13 protein-coding genes and 1 pseudogene are annotated in these 15,522 nt (G+C 68.9%); 7 read left to right on the top strand and 7 right to left on the bottom strand.

Annotation, left to right across the window (positions count from 1 at the left end; translation table 11 throughout):
- Positions 1 to 62 precede the first annotated feature (62 nt).
- Both E3T49_RS15490 and E3T49_RS15485 read left to right on the top strand, forming a co-directional pair.
- Positions 63 to 1,283: an exonuclease SbcCD subunit D gene (locus tag E3T49_RS15490; RefSeq protein ID WP_134425817.1), complete on the top strand. Its 1,221-nt coding sequence runs from the start codon at positions 63 to 65 to the stop codon at positions 1,281 to 1,283.
- Positions 1,280 to 4,285 carry an AAA family ATPase gene (locus E3T49_RS15485; RefSeq protein ID WP_166785584.1) on the top strand — a complete coding sequence of 1,002 codons (3,006 nt, stop codon included), beginning with the start codon at positions 1,280 to 1,282 and terminating at the stop codon, positions 4,283 to 4,285. The genes E3T49_RS15490 and E3T49_RS15485 overlap by 4 nt, the downstream gene beginning before the upstream one ends.
- Positions 4,286 to 4,347: 62 nt before the next feature.
- Here E3T49_RS15485 and E3T49_RS15480 read toward each other — a convergent pair whose 3' ends face one another.
- A complete protein-coding gene (locus E3T49_RS15480; RefSeq protein ID WP_134425815.1) occupies positions 4,348 to 5,139 on the bottom strand; it encodes an HNH endonuclease family protein in 792 nt (263 codons plus the stop codon).
- A gap of 53 nt (positions 5,140 to 5,192) precedes the next feature.
- Between E3T49_RS15480 and E3T49_RS15475 the strand changes: the two genes are divergently transcribed.
- Positions 5,193 to 5,555 (top strand): DUF2834 domain-containing protein, encoded by a 363-nt coding sequence (locus E3T49_RS15475; protein ID WP_134425814.1) that lies wholly within the window; start codon positions 5,193 to 5,195, stop codon positions 5,553 to 5,555.
- Here the strand turns inward: E3T49_RS15475 and E3T49_RS15470 are convergent.
- The gene (locus E3T49_RS15470; protein WP_134425813.1) at positions 5,552 to 6,064 is read right to left on the bottom strand and encodes a cupin domain-containing protein; all 513 of its coding nucleotides are present in this window, start codon (positions 6,062 to 6,064) and stop codon (positions 5,552 to 5,554) included. The genes E3T49_RS15475 and E3T49_RS15470 overlap by 4 nt on opposite strands.
- A 220-nt stretch (positions 6,065 to 6,284) precedes the next feature.
- Between E3T49_RS15470 and E3T49_RS15465 the strand changes: the two genes are divergently transcribed.
- Both E3T49_RS15465 and E3T49_RS16675 read left to right on the top strand, forming a co-directional pair.
- Positions 6,285 to 7,355, top strand: coding sequence for a TerC family protein (locus E3T49_RS15465; protein WP_134425812.1), 1,071 nt, complete (start codon positions 6,285 to 6,287; stop codon positions 7,353 to 7,355).
- A pseudogene (locus E3T49_RS16675) lies at positions 7,352 to 7,513 on the top strand (helix-turn-helix transcriptional regulator); the annotation flags it as partial. The gene E3T49_RS15465 and the pseudogene E3T49_RS16675, both read left to right, overlap by 4 nt.
- Positions 7,514 to 7,714: 201 nt before the next feature.
- On the opposite strand, the gene E3T49_RS15455 reads toward E3T49_RS16675, so the two are convergent.
- Positions 7,715 to 8,407 (bottom strand): Pr6Pr family membrane protein, encoded by a 693-nt coding sequence (locus E3T49_RS15455; RefSeq protein ID WP_134425811.1) that lies wholly within the window; start codon positions 8,405 to 8,407, stop codon positions 7,715 to 7,717.
- 154 nt (positions 8,408 to 8,561) lie between these two features.
- On the opposite strand from E3T49_RS15455, the gene E3T49_RS15450 reads away from it, so the two are divergent.
- Complete coding sequence (locus E3T49_RS15450) at positions 8,562 to 9,590, top strand: TerC/Alx family metal homeostasis membrane protein (RefSeq protein WP_134425810.1); 1,029 nt, start codon at positions 8,562 to 8,564, stop codon at positions 9,588 to 9,590.
- 61 nt (positions 9,591 to 9,651) lie between these two features.
- On the opposite strand, the gene E3T49_RS15445 is transcribed toward E3T49_RS15450, so the two are convergent.
- From E3T49_RS15445 to E3T49_RS15435, 3 genes are read right to left on the bottom strand one after another with little or no spacing between them, the layout of a single operon-like run.
- A complete protein-coding gene (locus tag E3T49_RS15445) occupies positions 9,652 to 10,476 on the bottom strand; it encodes an amino acid ABC transporter ATP-binding protein (protein ID WP_134425809.1) in 825 nt (274 codons plus the stop codon).
- Positions 10,463 to 11,131, bottom strand: a complete 669-nt coding sequence (locus tag E3T49_RS15440) for an amino acid ABC transporter permease (protein ID WP_134425808.1) — start codon at positions 11,129 to 11,131, stop codon at positions 10,463 to 10,465. Before E3T49_RS15440 ends, E3T49_RS15445 begins: the two co-directional genes overlap by 14 nt.
- Before the next feature lie 12 nt (positions 11,132 to 11,143).
- On the bottom strand, positions 11,144 to 11,953 hold the full coding sequence (locus E3T49_RS15435) for an amino acid ABC transporter substrate-binding protein (RefSeq protein ID WP_134425807.1): 810 nt from the start codon (positions 11,951 to 11,953) through the stop codon (positions 11,144 to 11,146).
- 280 nt (positions 11,954 to 12,233) lie between these two features.
- Here E3T49_RS15435 and E3T49_RS15430 point away from each other — a divergent pair, with 280 nt between their 5' ends.
- Complete coding sequence (locus E3T49_RS15430; RefSeq protein ID WP_134425806.1) at positions 12,234 to 13,253, top strand: ADP-ribosylglycohydrolase family protein; 1,020 nt, start codon at positions 12,234 to 12,236, stop codon at positions 13,251 to 13,253.
- Between the two features lie 12 nt (positions 13,254 to 13,265).
- Here the strand turns inward: E3T49_RS15430 and E3T49_RS15425 are convergent, their stop codons facing one another.
- Complete coding sequence (locus E3T49_RS15425) at positions 13,266 to 15,482, bottom strand: RecQ family ATP-dependent DNA helicase (RefSeq protein WP_134425805.1); 2,217 nt, start codon at positions 15,480 to 15,482, stop codon at positions 13,266 to 13,268.
- Between the last annotated feature and the right edge of the window lie 40 nt (positions 15,483 to 15,522).

The following is a 15,522-nucleotide window of genomic DNA, read 5'->3' as shown; positions in this document are numbered from 1 at the left end:
TAAACAAAGATGAGGTTCCGGACGTCCTCGGGGTGTCGGTCGTCGGCGCTAGCGTGAACAGAATGAAGATCCTGCACACGTCTGACTGGCACATCGGGCGCACCTTCCACACGCATCCGACCCTGGAACACCTGCGCCAGGTTCTGGACGCGCTGGTCGAGGTCGTGCGGGAACGACAGGTCACGGTGGTGGTCGTCGCCGGCGACGTCTTCGATTCGGCGATGCCGTCGGCGGAGAGCTACACCCTGCTCGCGGCCGCGCTGCGCGCGATCCGGGAGGCAGGGGCATCGGTCGTGATGACGAGCGGCAACCACGATTCGGCGACCCGGCTGGGCTTCCAGTCGGAATGGGCGGGACTGGCGGGCATTCACGTCCTGACCCGACCGGAGCAGTACCTCGAACCCGTCACGATCCTCGACGACGACGGTCCCGTGCACTTCTACGGCATCCCCTATCTCGAGCCTGCGCTGATCCGCCACCTCAGTTCCTTTCAGGTCGAGGGGCAGCAGCTGAAGACGCACGAGCAGGTGCTCACCTTCGTGATGCAGCAGATCCGCGACGACCTGGCGGTGCGCGGGGGGCGGTCGGTCGTGCTCAGCCACTGCTTCGCAGCGGGCGTGCCCGCCGCCGCCGCCACCGACGCCGTGCGGGACATCACCGCCGGCGGCCTCGACCTGGTGCCCGTGTCCGTTTTCGCCGGAGCGGATGCCCCGCTCGCCCCCGCGCAGGCGGGCGTGGCGCAGATCGACCCGGACTATGTCGCACTGGGCCACATCCACGGCCGGGCCCGGCTCACCGACCGGGTGCGCTATTCCGGGGCTCCGCTGCACTATTCGTTCTCGGAGGCCGGCAAACCCCGGGGCTGCTGGCTGGTCGAACTCCGGGCCGCTCTCCCAGCGCAGATCGAGTGGGTCTCGCTGCCGGTCCCGCGCCGGCTCAGCGTGCTCACGGGCGAGATCGACCAGCTCCTCACCGACGACGCCCTCACGGAATTCGAGCCCGACTGGGTGTCCGCCATCCTGACCGACCAGGTGCGGCCGCTCGACGGCATGCGTCGCCTGCAGAAACGCTTTCCGCACTGCGTCACCCTCGAGCATCGGCCCGCGATCGTCGCCGACCCGGATGCCGCCAGTTACGGCGACCGCATCCATCGGCGCACCGACCACGAGATCGTCGCCGGATTCCTCGAATTCGTGCGCAACGGGGTCGGGCAGACCGAATTCGAGCGCGACCTGGTGGCGGAACTCCTCGCCGTCGATGCGATCAGAGAGGTCAGCCGGTGAAGATCAAACGCCTGCGGATCGCCGGTTTCGGCCCGTACAAGAACGAGCAGGTGATCGACTTCGAACGGTTCGACGCCGACGGCATCTTCCTGATCACCGGTAAGACCGGGGCCGGCAAGTCGAGCATCCTCGACGCCGTCTGCTTCGCCCTCTACGGCAGCGTGCCGCGCTACGAGGGAACGGAGTCCCCGCTGCGCAGCGACCACTGCGATCCCGACGACCTCACCTTCGTCGAGCTCGAATTCGGTCTGAACGAGAGCGATTACCGCATCTATCGCACGCCCCGGTATGAGAAGGCCAAGAAGCGTGGCGTGGGAACGACCATGTCGCCGCCCGACGCGCGTCTGGACATCCGTGACCTGCCGGGCGAGCCGGGCGCTCCAGGTGGCTGGCGCAGCGTCGCGGCCAAGCCGGTCGACGTCGGTAACGAACTCAGCCGCATCCTGCCGCTCAAACAAGACCAATTCCTCCAGGTGATCCTGCTGGCGCAGAACCGGTTCCAGCGGTTCCTGCTGGCCAGGACCGATGATCGCCGTGGCGTGCTGCGCACCCTGTTCGGCACGGCCCGGTTCGAGCATCTCGACCTGGAACTGATCAATCGGCGCAAGGGCCTCGACGATGAGGTGCTGTCGGTGCGTCAGAGCCTGGCGGGACTGGCGACCACGGCCTCCCGCCAGTTGCAGCCGGCCGGCGCGTCCGGGCTTCCCGTGGTTCCCGAGGTTCTCGATCGCGGCTGGTTCACCGACGCGCTCGTGCACCTGGACGATTCTCTGGCGCACGCGGTGGACGCCGCCGAGCGGTGCACCGCCGCGCTGGACGCGGCGACGGCGAAGCTGCAGTCCGACGAGGAACTGCGCGGCCGGCAGGAACGCCGGGCCGCGGCGCACACCGCTTGGACGGTCCTCGACGGCCGGGAGCCGGGCGTCACCGCCGATCGGGCGGCCGTGCAGGCCGCGAATCGGGCTGCCCGGGTGTGGCCCGCGCTGCAGGCCTGGCAGGAGGCCGACGCCGCGCTCGAGCCGGCCCTCGCCGCCGAGCAGCTGGCCCGCGAGGCCTGGCGCGCGTTCCAGGCCGACCCGGCTGCGACGGAGACGGCGGCGAATCTCACGGTCGTGTCCGAGGATCTCCTCGGCCGACTCGGGTCCCTGAACGATGTGGCGCTGGCCGAAAAACAGCTCCCCGGCATCGAGGGCGAGATCGCGCTGCTGCAGACCGACCTCGACCGGCAGGCGGCGGCCGTGCTCGAGACACAGTCGCGTTTGGAGGAATTGCCGGAACGGCTCGACGCGGTGGATGTCGAGCTCGCGGAGGCGGCCCTCGGGGCGGCCCGTGAACCCGAGGCGCGGGCCCGGCTGGAGCGGCTGCAGGCGGCCCTCGCAGCGTCCGACGAGGTGCGGCGTCTTGACGCCGACCTGTCGGCGGCGCATCTCGCCGATGCGGTGTCGGCCGGCGAGAACACGGCCGCGGCGGTGCACTACCAGACCCTGGTGGACCGCAGACTGGCCGGCCATGCCGTCGAACTGGCCTCGAACCTCCTGCCGGGCCTGCCGTGTGAGGTGTGCGGCTCGACCGTGCATCCGGCCCCGGCCACCGGCGACGACGAACCGGTCACCGAGGCCGATATCGTGGCGGCCCGGTTGCGCTTGAAAACCGGGCAGGCCCGGCTCGAGCAGACCCATGCCGGCATCGGCACGGTCGCCACCCGGCTGGCCGAGGCCCGTGTGCGGGCCGGGGACCGCGACACCGAGCAGCTCGGTGCCGACCTGGCCGTCGCCGAGGAGACCCTGGCCGCGGCCGGCAGCGCCGGGCTGCGGGAGAAATCCCTTGGCCAGGACCGGAGTCGGTTACGGGCCGAACTCGACGCCGCCGTCCGCACCCTGTCGGGCCTGCGGTCCACGCGCGACGAGGTGGCCGCTCAGCTGGCTGAGCGGCGCAGCGCCCGGCTGGCCATCGATGACCGGGTGGAACTCCAGCGCGGCGACTTCGCCTCGGTCGGCTGCCGGGTCGACCGGCTGCACGCCGAACTGGCGGCGGCGCGCACCCTCGACGAGGCCCTCGGCCTCAGCCGCGAGCATCGCAGCGTGCTGCAGGCCGCCGATGCATCCGTGCAGTCCCAGCTCGTCCGGGAAGGCTTCGCCGACGAGGCGAATGCCGTCTCGGCCCACCGTGCCGAGGCTGACGTCCGCCAACTCGACGAGCGCATCCGCAGCCACGACGATGAGGTGGCGGCGGCGCGATCCGTGCTCGCCGAGCCGTCGCTCGCCGGCCTGCCTGCCGACCTGCTCGACCTCGCACCGGCCCGGGACGCCGTGGCGGGGGCCGCGGCAGAGCGCGACGCCGCGCTGGCCGCCCGCGGCTCGCTCGGGGAGCGGGTCGCGGTCATGGCCGGGCTGGTCGCGGATGCCCGGGCGCACTTCGACGCCGGGGACGAACTTCTGTCCCGGCAGGCCCAGGTGCGGGAGCTGTCGGCCGCGGTGCACGGCGACGAACCCAACACCAAACGGATGCGCCTGGAAACCTACGTTCTCGCCGCGCAGTTGGAGCAGATCATCGCCGCGGCGAACAACCGGCTGCGCACGATGACCGGCAGCCGGTACACCCTCGAACACGACGACTCGGTGCAGTACCGGGGGAGTCAGTCCGGGTTGGGGCTGATGATCCGCGATGCCCACACCGGGCGCGCCCGGCCGACCCACTCGCTCTCGGGCGGCGAGACCTTCCTGGCCTCCCTGGCCCTGGCCCTCGGTCTGGCGGAGGTCGTGTCGAACCAGGCCGGCGGCATCGCCCTCGACACCCTGTTCGTCGACGAGGGCTTCGGGTCGCTCGACAGTGCCACCCTCGAAACCGCGATGAGCACCCTGGACGGCCTCCGCGCCGGCGGCCGCACCATCGGGCTGATCAGCCACGTCGACTCCATGAAGGAGCAGATCCCGGCCAAGCTGGTCATCACCGTCAGCCCCCAGGGTTACAGCGAGATCGGAGACGTCGTGGTGTCGGGTTAGCCCGATTGCCCTCACCGGCACCCGACTGCCCTGGCCCGACCCGCTCCGGGGGAGTCCCGGTTCTACCGGACCGTGGCCGCGTAGGCCGTCTGGCCCGGGCAGTCGACGAGAATCCGCCCCATGGCATCGTGCTCGGCCGGGGCAACCCACAGACCGTAAGCGGCCTTCACCGAGATCTGACGGGCCACGTACTCGCAGCGGAACGACTTCTGGGCGGGCAACCAGGTGGCGGCGTCCCCATCGCCCTTCTTCGAGTTGGAGCTGCCGTCGGAGGCCAGCAGATTCAGAGGGTCGTTGGCCAGGGCGATCCGTTCGGCCCGGTCCAGCTGCTGGGCGCCGGTCTGCCAGGCGTTCGACAGGGCAACCAGGTGGTCGATCTGTACGAGCATCGAGCTGGTCTCGCCGCGCTCGAACGCGACCGACTCGCCCGTGTACGGCGCCAGCAGCGTGCCGCTGAGCACCCGGCAGGTGTCATCGGTCACGAGGGCGGTCAAGTCGCGGGCCAGGATGTCGTTGCGCGTGTCACATCCGTTGTCGTCGACGTCCTGCCAGGCCGAACCGAACTCGCCGGTTCGGTCGTAGCCCGTCTTCGGGGCCTTGCCCTTGACCGGCAGGGTCGCGAGCAGGTCGGCGGCGTCGCCGGTGGCCGCGGGGGCACCCACGCCGGGAACGGAGGACGCACCCGGCTCGAGGCCCGGCGTGGTGCCGGGGGCGAGCCCGGGTGTGAGGCCTGGCACACCGGCCAGGATCGCCCAGACCAGGGCCAGAAGCGGCAGAACCACCACAAGCGCTGTGGCGGGGCGTCGGGAGCGCCGATTGCGGGCCGACGCCGACGCGCGCGGTGAGTGTGGCATGGTGGCGCTCCCAGGGGTCGGCTTACGACCCTACCGGGCAGCCATAATGGCCTATGACCAAAAACTGGACCCCGCTGGCCTTCGTATACCTGGCGCTTGCCCTGGCCGGTCTCGTGGGCACCTGGACCTTCAACGTGCTCGCTATCGTGCAACTGCGCGACTTCGTCGGGGACTGGGTGAACAGCGGCCCGGCGGTGTCATCGCTGACCGTGGACCTGTTGGTGGTGGCGGTGGCCGGCAGCATCCTGATCATCGTTGAGGCCAGACGCCTCGGGATGAAGCGCGGCTGGCTGTACGTGGTGCTCTCGGGCCTGACGGCCTTCGCCTTCACCTTCCCGCTGTTCCTCGCGATGCGCGAACGAGCCCTGCAGGCACGCAGACTGCAGGTTGCGCCCGCCGGCACGCAGCCCGGCTAATCGGTGTCGGTGGACGACGCCTTCGTCGATGACGGCGTGGCGGCCGGCTTCGTCTTCCGCGGCTGTTGCTTCGCCTTCACCTTCGCCTTCGCCTTCGCCTTCGCCTTCGGCTTCGGTTCGGTGACCGTGCCGTCGAAGTGCTCCTCCGAGGCCTGGGCGTCCGCACGGGTCAGGTGCACGATCGCATCCTGGTGCTCCGGTGGCGCGTAGATCGTGGCGAGCCGCAGCACCTTGCCGCCGGAGTTCACCACGTTGTGCCGCGCCCCGGCCGGCACGATCATGGCCGAGTTCTTGCGGATCTTCGTTCGGGAGCCGTCGATCCAGATCTCTCCCTTGCCCTTCTCCACCCGGAAGAACTGGTCGCGATCCCGGTGCACCTCCTCCCCGATGTCCTCACCCGGCTCCAGCGCCATCACGACCAGCTGCAACCTCTCCGAGGTGTACAGCACCTGCCGAAAATTGGAGTTGCGGATGGCTGCGTCTTCGATGTCGTCGACAAAACCCTTCATGGAATCCTCCTTCGTTCCCGTGCACGGTAGTCGCGGCGGCAGCCCTGCTCAACCGCCGCGGTTTGGCCAAAAGGGTGAAGTATGCTTCACTAGTTCGCGGAGGGGAGTAATCCCCAGTTTGTGGTCGTCATTACGGTTTCGTCAGTGAAACCCGGCCGCAGGGACCCGATCCGGGTTGGACCAGACCTCCAGTCGAAACAATGACTGGAAGGCAATCCCCATGAACGTTCCTCTGTACGCCTGGCTGGCGGTGTTCGGCGTGATCGCCGTCATGTTGGCCGTCGACCTGTTCGCCCACCGTAAGGCCCATGTGATCGGGGTCCGCGAGGCCGCGGTCTGGTCCGTGATCTGGGTGGTGATCGGCATCGCCTTCGGCGCCGTGATCTGGGTCACGGCCGGGGCCGAGTTCGGACAGCAGTACTACGCCGGCTACCTGATCGAGAAGTCACTCGCGGTCGACAACGTCTTCGTCTGGGCGATCATCTTCGCGGCCTTCGCGGTGCCGCGCCAGTTCCAGCACCGGGTGCTGTTCCTCGGCGTGCTCGGCGCGCTCGTGCTGCGCGGAATCTTCATCGCCGCGGGCGCGGTGCTGATCGAGAACTTCTCCTGGATCCTCTACGTCTTCGCCGCGTTCCTGATCTTCACCGGCTACCGCATGATCCGCACCCGCAACGAACACGCGCACCCCGAGAAGTCGCCCGTGCTGCGCATCTTCCGCCGCTTCATCCCGATGACCGACGCGTTCCACGGCCAGCGCTTCCTCGTGCGCAAGAACGGCATCCTGCTCGCCACCCCGCTGCTGGCGGTTCTCGTGCTGGTCGAGGTGACGGATGTCGTGTTCGCCGTGGACTCCATCCCGGCGATCTTCGCGGTCACCAGTGAACCGTTCATCGTGTTCACGGCCAACGCCTTCGCGATCCTCGGCCTCCGGGCGATGTACTTCCTGCTCGCCGACCTCATGCACCGGTTCGTCTACCTGAAGATCGGCCTCTCTCTGGTGCTGATCTGGGTGGGCGTCAAAATGCTGCTGCTCGACGTGTTCTACATTCCGACGAACGTCTCCCTCGGTGTGATCTCGCTGATCATCGCGGTCTCGGTCGTGCTCAGCCTGCGGGCCACCCGGGGACAGGGGCGGCGCGAGGTCGAGGCGGCCCCCGCCGGCGCATTCCGGGAGGCCACCGCCGAGGAGATGGCGGAGATGGAGCCGGTCTGGCGTCGATCGGCTCGCACCCGCGAGCGGGAGGCCCAGAAGTCCGGGCAGAACAAGCAGGAGAACGAGACCCGCCGATGACCGAGCTGCCAACAATCGAACCTCAGACCCCGGCGACGGATGCCCCCGGCAAGCCGTGGACATTCCTCACCCACCACGCCCACCTGCTCCTCGCCATCGCGGACAACCCCGATGCGCGGGTGCAGGAGCTCGCGGACACGGTGGGGGTGTCGTCGCGGGCGGCACTCAGCATCACGGCCGACCTGGTCGAGGCCGGGTACATCCGCCGGGAGCGGGTGGGCCGGCGCAACCACTACAGCCTCGAGCGAAAGCGGCCGTTCCGGCATCCGTCGACCGCCTCGCACAGCGTGGACGAGATGATCGCCGTGTTCACCACGCTCTCGTCCGCGGTGCCGCAGCCGGATGACCGCGGGCGCGGATCAGGACGCCGGCTCGGCCTCCAGAGCCCGGGCCCGCAGGCGGCTGGCGGCGATCGCGGCCGCGGCCAGGCCGGCGATGAAGACCGCGATACCGAGCACGTACAGCGCCACCGCGGTGAAACCGCCGGGTTGGGCAGGGTCGAGGAACGGGTAGGTGTAGAAGCCGGTCGTCGTTCCACGCACCAGGGCGTAAACCACCCAGAGAACGGGGTAGATCAGGGCGAAGCCGAGACGCTTCCACGCCACGGCGGGTCGCCCCGGCGAGAGAACCCAGTCCAGGGCGATGAAGATCGGCGCCCACACGTGGAGTACCTCGTTGGGCCAGCCGACGCCGATGAAGCCGTCGGAAACCACATTGCGCAGCAGCGCGTTGTACACGACCCCGGTGACGACCATGTACGTGAGGACCGACATCCGCACCGTGGTGAGAAGTTCGGGATCGACACGACTGCGCAAGGCGAGGGAACCCCCGACGAGCAGGACGACCACGTTCATCAGGCTCGACTGGATCGTGAAATAACCGAAGTACTCGGTGGCCACGAAGGCGTCGTTCCAGATCTGGTCGGTGACCTGGGTGGCGATGCTCGCGAACAGCAGCAGGCCCATCCCGATCCGGAGCAGACCGGAGAGGCGTCGGAGGGCGGAGGGCGATGAGGAGTCGGAGGCCACCGTAGAAATCGCTGTTGAAGTCACTGGAAAAGAATAGTGCTGCCGGGCTGGAGAATCAGCAGGGCAGGCCGCTCCACCCTTCCGGCTCACGAATCCAAGTTACGCAATCACAAATCTGGTCCCTACTATTGGGGCCAGACCAAAAATCCTCACTGAGGATCTGACAGGAAGGTCACAGTTGCTGGAAGTAACTGCGCTCCGCTGGACGCTCACAATCGCACTCATTCTCGGTCTGCTCGCGCTGGACCTGGGCCTGGCCATGGCTCGGCCGCACGTCGTCAAATTTAGGGAGGCCGCACTCTCCTCGGTGCTGTACATCGCGGTCGCCATCCTGTTCGGCCTCGTTTTCGCGGCGCAGGTGGGCTGGGGCTTCGGCGCGGAGTACTTCGCCGGGTACATCGTCGAGAAGAGCCTGTCCATCGACAACCTCTTCGTCTTCGTGATCATCATGTCGACCTTCGCCGTGCCGGAAAAGTACCAGCAGAAGGTCCTCATTTTCGGGATCGTGCTCGCACTGATTCTGCGAGGGATCTTCATCGCGCTGGGCGCCGCCCTGCTCTCGCTGTTCTCCTTCATGTTCCTGATCTTCGGTCTGGTGCTGATCTTCACGGCCGTGCAGCTGTACCGGCACCGCGACGTCGACCCCGACGTGCAGGACAACGTGCTAGTTCGGGTGGCCCGTCGGGGCCTGACCGTGACCGACGACTATGTCGACGGTCGAATGTTCACCCGCAGCGCCGGCCGCCGCGCGGTGACGCCGCTGTTCATCGTTCTGATCGCGATCGGCAGCACCGACCTTCTGTTCGCACTCGACTCGATCCCGGCGATCTTCGGAATCACCGACGAGGCGTACATCGTCTTCACCGCCAACGCCTTCGCACTCCTCGGGCTCCGGGCGCTGTTCTTCCTCGTCAAGGGACTCCTCGACCGGCTGGTCTACCTGTCGACCGGCCTGTCCCTGATCCTGGCCTTCATCGGTGTGAAGCTCGTTCTGCACTGGGGACACGGTCTGGACGACCGCGTGCCCGAGATCAGCACGAACCTCAGCCTCATCGTCATCGGTGTGGTCCTGACCGTGACCACGGTCGCAAGCCTGATCAAGACGCGCAAGGATCCCACTGCGCGAGCTCACGCCGGCTCCCTCCGGGCAGCGGATCAGCCCGAGTCCGAGCCGGCGGATCAGTCCGACTCTGAGCGCACGAGCTGACATACAGGTGAGGGGCTGAGCCGCTGCACGGCGAGGTCGGCCCCCACACCTGGATGCGAACCTAGAAGGGGAACAGCAGTCGGTGCAGGAACTGCCGGGTGCGTTCCTCTTTCGGGTGGCGCAGCACCTGTTTCGGGTCGCCGTGCTCCACGATCCGGCCGCCGTCGACGAAAGCCACCTCGGTGGCCACCTCCCGGGCGAATTCGAGTTCGTGGGTCACGATCACCATGCTCCAGCCCTCCAGGGCCAGTTCCTTGATCAGGCGCAGCACGTCGCCGACGAGTTCCGGGTCGAGCGACGAGGTGGGCTCGTCGAAGAGCAGCAGCTGCGGGCGCAGGGCGAGCGCGCGCACGATGCCCACGCGCTGCTGCTGGCCGCCGGAGAGCTCGAACGGGTAGCTGTCCCTCTTGGAACTGAGTCCAACGCGGTCGAGCAGGGCGAGCGCCTCCGCCGTGACCTCGTCTTTCGGGCGTCGCTGCACCACGACGGGCCCCTCCAGCACGTTCTCCAGCACGGTCTTGTGCGGGAACAGGTTGTAGTGCTGGAAGACCATGGCCGACCGGTCGCGCAGGGCCGCCAGCTGCTTCTTCGTCGGGGGAGTGCCGAAGTCGAGCGACACCTCGCCGGCGACGTCGATCGTGCCGCCGTCGGCCAGCTCCAGGCCGTTCAGGCAGCGCAGGATCGTGGTCTTGCCGGAGCCCGAGGGGCCGATCAGCGCGAGCACCTGGCCTCTACCCACGGTCAGTTCGATGGACTGCAGAACCTGGTTCGGGCCGAAGCTCTTCTTCAATCCGCGCACGCGGAGCAGGGCGTCGGATTGCGCCGCGGCATCCGGGGCCGTCGGGCCGGCCGGATCGGTCGGGTCAATCGGGTCAGTGGGCGACATAGCGGTCCAATCGCTTTTCGAGAACGCTCTGCACCGAGGACAGGGCCAGGCAGATCACCCAGTAGATCAGGGCGGCCTCGAGGTAGAGCAGCATGAACTCCGAACTGAAGGCAGCTACCTGCTGCGCCTCGCGGAACAGCTCGGTGACCAGGATCACCGACGCCAGGGAGGTGTCCTTGACCAGGCTGATGAAGGTGTTCGACAGCGGCGGCACCGACACCCGGGCGGCCTGCGGCAGGATGATGCGGGTCAGCGCCCGCCGATGCGACATGCCGATCATGTACGCGGCCTCCCACTGGCCCTTGGGCACGGAGAGGATCGCCGCCCGAATCACCTCGGCGGCGTAGCCGCCGACGTTGAGCGAGAACGCGATCACGGCGCTCGGCCACGGATCGATCACGATGCCCACCGAGGGCAGGCCGTAGAAGATCACGAACAGCTGCACCAGCAGAGGCGTGCCGCGCACGATCGAGATGTAGACCCGGGCGATGCCGGACACCCACCCAAGCCGGGACAGACGCATCAGTGCTAGTCCCAACGCGAGAGTCAGCCCGATCGCGAACGAGGCGAGGGCCAGCGGGATCGTGCCGAGGATCGCCCCCTGCACCATGGGGCCCAGCGAGGACCAGAAAAGGTCCCAGGCAGATTGGTTCATGGCTGGGACGGGTTACTTGGAGACGTCGGACCCGAAGTACTTCTCCGAGATCGACGTCAGGGTGCCGGCGGCGGCGAGCTTCTCGAGGGCGCCGTCGACGGCATCCGTGAGCGCCGTGCTGCCCTTGACGAACGCGAAGGATGTCGCGGACTTCTCATCGGTGTTCGCGGCGACCTTGAGGCCGGCGGCACCGGTCTGCTTCTGGTAGTCGAGGAAGGTCAGGTTGTCGTTCACGGTCGCGTCGACGCGGCCCTGTTCGACCAGGGCGACCGACTGGGCCCAGCCCTCGACGGCCTGAACGTTGGCTCCGCTCTCGGTGGCGAGGGTGTTCCAGTTGCTGGTGAGCGACTGGGCCGTGGTCTTGCCGGAGAGGGACTTGAAGGAGGTGATCGACGTGTTGTCGCTCTTCACGACGATGACGCCGGTCGAGACGGTGTACGGGGTCGAGAAGTCGTACTTCGCGACGCGTTCCGGCGTGGCCGTGACCTGGTTGGCGATGACGTCGAAGCGCCCGGCCTCGAGGCCGGCGAAGATGCCGTCCCACTGGGTTTCCTCGAATTTGACCTTGACGCCGAGCTCGGCTGCGACGGCCTCGATGATCTCGACGTCGTAGCCGGTCAGCGCGCCGGAGCCACCCTCGTGGAAGGTGAACGGGCGGTACGTGCCCTCGGTGCCGACGGTGAGCACTCCCGCATCCGTCACGGAGGACAGCGAGGTGTCGGCGCCGGTGGTGGTCGTGTCATCGGTGTCGGCGGCGGAGCAGCCGGCCAGCGACACGGTGAGCGCTGTGAGAAGTACCGCCGACATGATCTTGAGCTTCATTGTTTCTGGCCTAACCGAGGTTGCAGGTGCGTATCCATCGCCGAAAAGCGACGTCCGAAGACTAACAAGGAGTGTGTGCCGGTCAGTATTCCCGTGACACCGTGCGTCACATCGGTCGGGCTGATGTCAACACCCTTGTTCGGGCTTCCGCCTCGCAATAGGCTGCGCGAGGCCTGCGGGCTCACTGTCGACACCGGAACCGCCCTCGTCACCGCCCCCTCTTCTGCCCGTTCTCGATCCTCTCTCAGACCTACGCTCGGCCCCACTCGAAGGAGCCCGCATGAATCTCACCGCCGCCCAACATGACCGATCGGCCGGGGTTCTCCTCGGGCTGGCCTGCGGGGACGCCCTCGGGGCAGGCTACGAATTCGCCGGACCGCTGCCCGACACCGCTCCGGTCAGCATGCGCGGCGGCGGCGGATTCCACTGGGCCCCCGGGGAATGGACCGATTACACGGCAATGACGGTGCCGCTTGCGGTGGCGGCGGCGGCCGGCCGGGACCTTCGAGACGAGTCCGTGCTCAACGAGATCGTGGCCCAGTGGGTGAACTGGGCGAAATCGGCGCCGTATGCCGGGACCCAGCTGGGTGCCGTGCTGTCCGGCAGCGAGCCGACCGCGGCCGGCGCGCGCCGCGCGGCCAGGGAACAGCACGAACGCAACGGACGCAGCGCCGGCAACGGCTCCCTGCTCCGGACCGCGGCCGTCGCGCTGGCCTATCTCGACGACCCGGTCGCCCTGGCCGAGACCGCGCGCCGGGTCAGCGAGCTGACCCACTGCGAAACCGATGCGTCGGATGCCTGCGCACTGTTCGGGCTCGCCCTGCGGCAGGCTGTGCTCGAGGGGGAGTTGGACATCCGAGCGGGGCTGCCGACGCTGCCGAGTGAGCGACGTGAGATGTGGACGGCCCGGTTCGACGATGCCGAGCACAAACGGCCCGCAGACTTCCCGGGGAACGGTTGGGTCGTGCAGACTCTGCAGGCCGCCTGGTCGGCGATCACGCACGCCCGGGCCACGGATGCCGGCCAGGTGCGCCGTGCGATCGAAGCGGCGGCCCGGGGCGGCGGAGACACCGACGCCGTCGCGGCGACCGCAGGAGCGCTGACGGCCGCCCGCTGGGGGCTGGCCGCCGTGCCGACGGCCTGGCGCCACCTCGTGCAGGGCTGGCCGGGGCTCGGCGGCGTGGATCTCGTGCGATTGTCGATGCAGGCGGCCCACCGCGGCGAAGCCGGCGAGGTCGGGGGAGCCGTGGCCGACGAGGTCGGCCGGCGGCGCACGGTCAAACTGCGCGCAGTGCGCTGACGCTTCGACCGCTCAGGACTTCAGCGCCAGCGCGAACGGCAGCACCGCGACGACTCCCTGCCGGCGAAGCAGACGGCCCGCGACCGTGAGGGTCCAACGGCTGTCGGCCAGGTCGTCGACCAGCAGGATCGGCCGCCCCTGCACCTCATCGAGGGCCGCCGCCAGCTCGGGCCCCACCGCGAAGCGGTCCCAGACGTTGGAGAGCCGGTAGGCGCTGTTGCCCCCCGCCGTGCCGGTGGGCCCGCCGTTCACGAGGTCGAGCGAGCCGAGCCAGGGCAGGCGCCCCGCGTCGGCGAACGCCCGGGCCACCGATTCGACCAGCACCGGATGCCGGCGCGAGGGCACGCTGACCACTGCGGCCGGGCGTTCGTCCCAGCCCCACTCCGCCAGCACGCGGATGCAGGCCTGGATCAGGGCGGGGCTCGCCGGGGCATCCGTGCCCGGCGCACCGGAGGCCTGCGCATCTGCGGTCTGTGTGGCGAACAGGTCGCGCAACGGGCCGCCCCAACCGAGGTCGGTGAGGCGGGCGAGGGCGCGGCCGGGCAGCATCCGTTCACCGGCCGGGATGTTGCCGCGCACATTCACGCCCAGGCTCGCCACCCCGGTGGGCCACTGGGCGCGCGGCTCGATGGCCACCCCGACCCGGTCGAGTGACGCGGCCGCGGCAGTCGCCATCTCGGGTGCCACGTCGCCGGGGAACCAGACTGTGGTGCAGTTGTCGCAGCGTCCGCAGGGCACCGCGGTGTCGTCGTCGAGCGCGCGCTGCAGGAATTCCATCCGGCAACCGGTGGTGCGCTCGTAGTCGAGCATGGCCTGCTGCTCGTTCACCCGGGCGGCGGCGATGCGCTCGTAACGTTCCCGGTCGTAGAACCAGGGCTGCCCGGTGGCCACCCAGCCGCCGGTGACGCGGCGCACAGCCCCGTCCACATCGAGCACCTTGAGCAGCAGCTCCAGCGGGCTGCGCTTGAGGTCGACGCGGGCCTCGAGCGCGGGAGTGGACAGCGGGGTACCTCCGTGCTCGGTGAGAGCCCCGATCACGGCCTCCGCCTTGTGCTGGCTGGGCATCGAGGACGTGGCGAAGTACTGCCAGATGTCTTCGTCCTCGACTCCGGGCAGCAGCAGCACGTCGGCGTTCTCGGTGGCGCGGCCGGCACGGCCGACCTGCTGGTAATAGGCAACGGGGGAGGAGGGGGCACCCAGGTGCAGCACGAAGCCGAGGTCGGGCTTGTCGAACCCCATGCCCAGGGCGCTGGTGGCGACGAGGGCCTTGACCTCGTTGCGCTTGAGCATGCCCTCGGATTCCTCCCGCTCAGCGGTGTCGGTCTGCCCGGTGTAGGCGCGCACCGGGTGGCCCGCGTCCCGCAGCAGCCGGGCGGTGTCTTCCGCCGCCGAGACGGTGAGGGTGTAGATGATGCCGCTGCCCGGCAGCTCGTCGATGTGGCTGAGCAGCCAGGCCAGCCGGGTGCGCGAGTCGGGCAGGCGCAGCACGCCCAGCCGCAGGGAGGCCCGGGCGAGCGGCCCGCGGATGGTGACCACCTCGGTGGTCGAGCCCCCGGTGGTCGAGCCTGTCGAGACCGGCGAGCCTGTCGAGACCGGCGAGCCCCCGGTGGTCGAGCCTGTCGAGACCAGCTGCGCCGCGACATCCGTCACCACCCGGCTGTTCGCCGTGGCCGTGGTCGCCAGCACCGGCACGCCGGCGGGCATCTGGGCGATCAGGTCGCGCAGGCGCCGGTAGTCGGGCCGAAAATCGTGGCCCCAGTCGGAGATGCAATGGGCCTCGTCCACCACGAGCAGACCCACCCGGGCCAGGAGCGCCGGGAGCTGCTCGTCGCGGAACTTCGGGTTGTTGAGCCGCTCCGGCGACACCAGCAGCACGTCAACCTCGTCGTCCTGCAGCTGCTGCTGCACCTCGGCCCACTCGTGCGGGTTGGAGGAGTTGATCGACACGGCGCGCACCCCGGCGCGGGCGGCCGCGGCCACCTGGTCGCGCATCAGGGCGAGCAGCGGCGACACCAGGATGGTCGGGCCGGCACCCTGACGGCGCAGCAGCAGCGTGGCGACGAAGTAGACCGCCGACTTTCCCCATCCGGTGCGCTGCACGACCAGTGCCCGGCGGCGCTGGTCGACGAGGGTCTCGATCGCCTCGAACTGCCCCTCGTGGAAGTCGGCGTCGTCACGCCCGACCAGGTTTCGCAGGATCTCGAGGGCCATGGTGCGGGTGTCGGTCATCCGTCCAGCTTCGCAGGTGCGGGTGACAGTGCGCCGAGCG

It is taken from the genome of Cryobacterium cryoconiti, assembly GCF_004403065.1.
Lineage (GTDB): Bacteria > Actinomycetota > Actinomycetes > Actinomycetales > Microbacteriaceae > Cryobacterium > Cryobacterium cryoconiti.
The sequence above is the reverse complement of the archived record's forward strand: the minus strand, read 5'-3'. Positions and strand labels throughout refer to the sequence as shown.

What these genes read in the sequence shown, in the direction of transcription:
- E3T49_RS15425 (WP_134425805.1), bottom strand. Translation starts at nt 15,482, where the DNA reads ATGACCGACACCCGCACCATGGCCCTCGAGATCCTGCGAAACCTGGTC.
- E3T49_RS15445 (WP_134425809.1), bottom strand. Translation starts at nt 10,476, where the DNA reads ATGTCGCCCACTGACCCGATTGACCCGACCGATCCGGCCGGCCCGACG.
- E3T49_RS15440 (WP_134425808.1), bottom strand. Translation starts at nt 11,131, where the DNA reads ATGAACCAATCTGCCTGGGACCTTTTCTGGTCCTCGCTGGGCCCCATG.
- E3T49_RS15430 (WP_134425806.1), top strand. Translation starts at nt 12,234, where the DNA reads ATGAATCTCACCGCCGCCCAACATGACCGATCGGCCGGGGTTCTCCTC.
- E3T49_RS15465 (WP_134425812.1), top strand. Translation starts at nt 6,285, where the DNA reads ATGAACGTTCCTCTGTACGCCTGGCTGGCGGTGTTCGGCGTGATCGCC.
- E3T49_RS15475 (WP_134425814.1), top strand. Translation starts at nt 5,193, where the DNA reads ATGACCAAAAACTGGACCCCGCTGGCCTTCGTATACCTGGCGCTTGCC.
- E3T49_RS15435 (WP_134425807.1), bottom strand. Translation starts at nt 11,953, where the DNA reads ATGAAGCTCAAGATCATGTCGGCGGTACTTCTCACAGCGCTCACCGTG.
- E3T49_RS15470 (WP_134425813.1), bottom strand. Translation starts at nt 6,064, where the DNA reads ATGAAGGGTTTTGTCGACGACATCGAAGACGCAGCCATCCGCAACTCC.
- E3T49_RS15480 (WP_134425815.1), bottom strand. Translation starts at nt 5,139, where the DNA reads ATGCCACACTCACCGCGCGCGTCGGCGTCGGCCCGCAATCGGCGCTCC.
- E3T49_RS15490 (WP_134425817.1), top strand. Translation starts at nt 63, where the DNA reads ATGAAGATCCTGCACACGTCTGACTGGCACATCGGGCGCACCTTCCAC.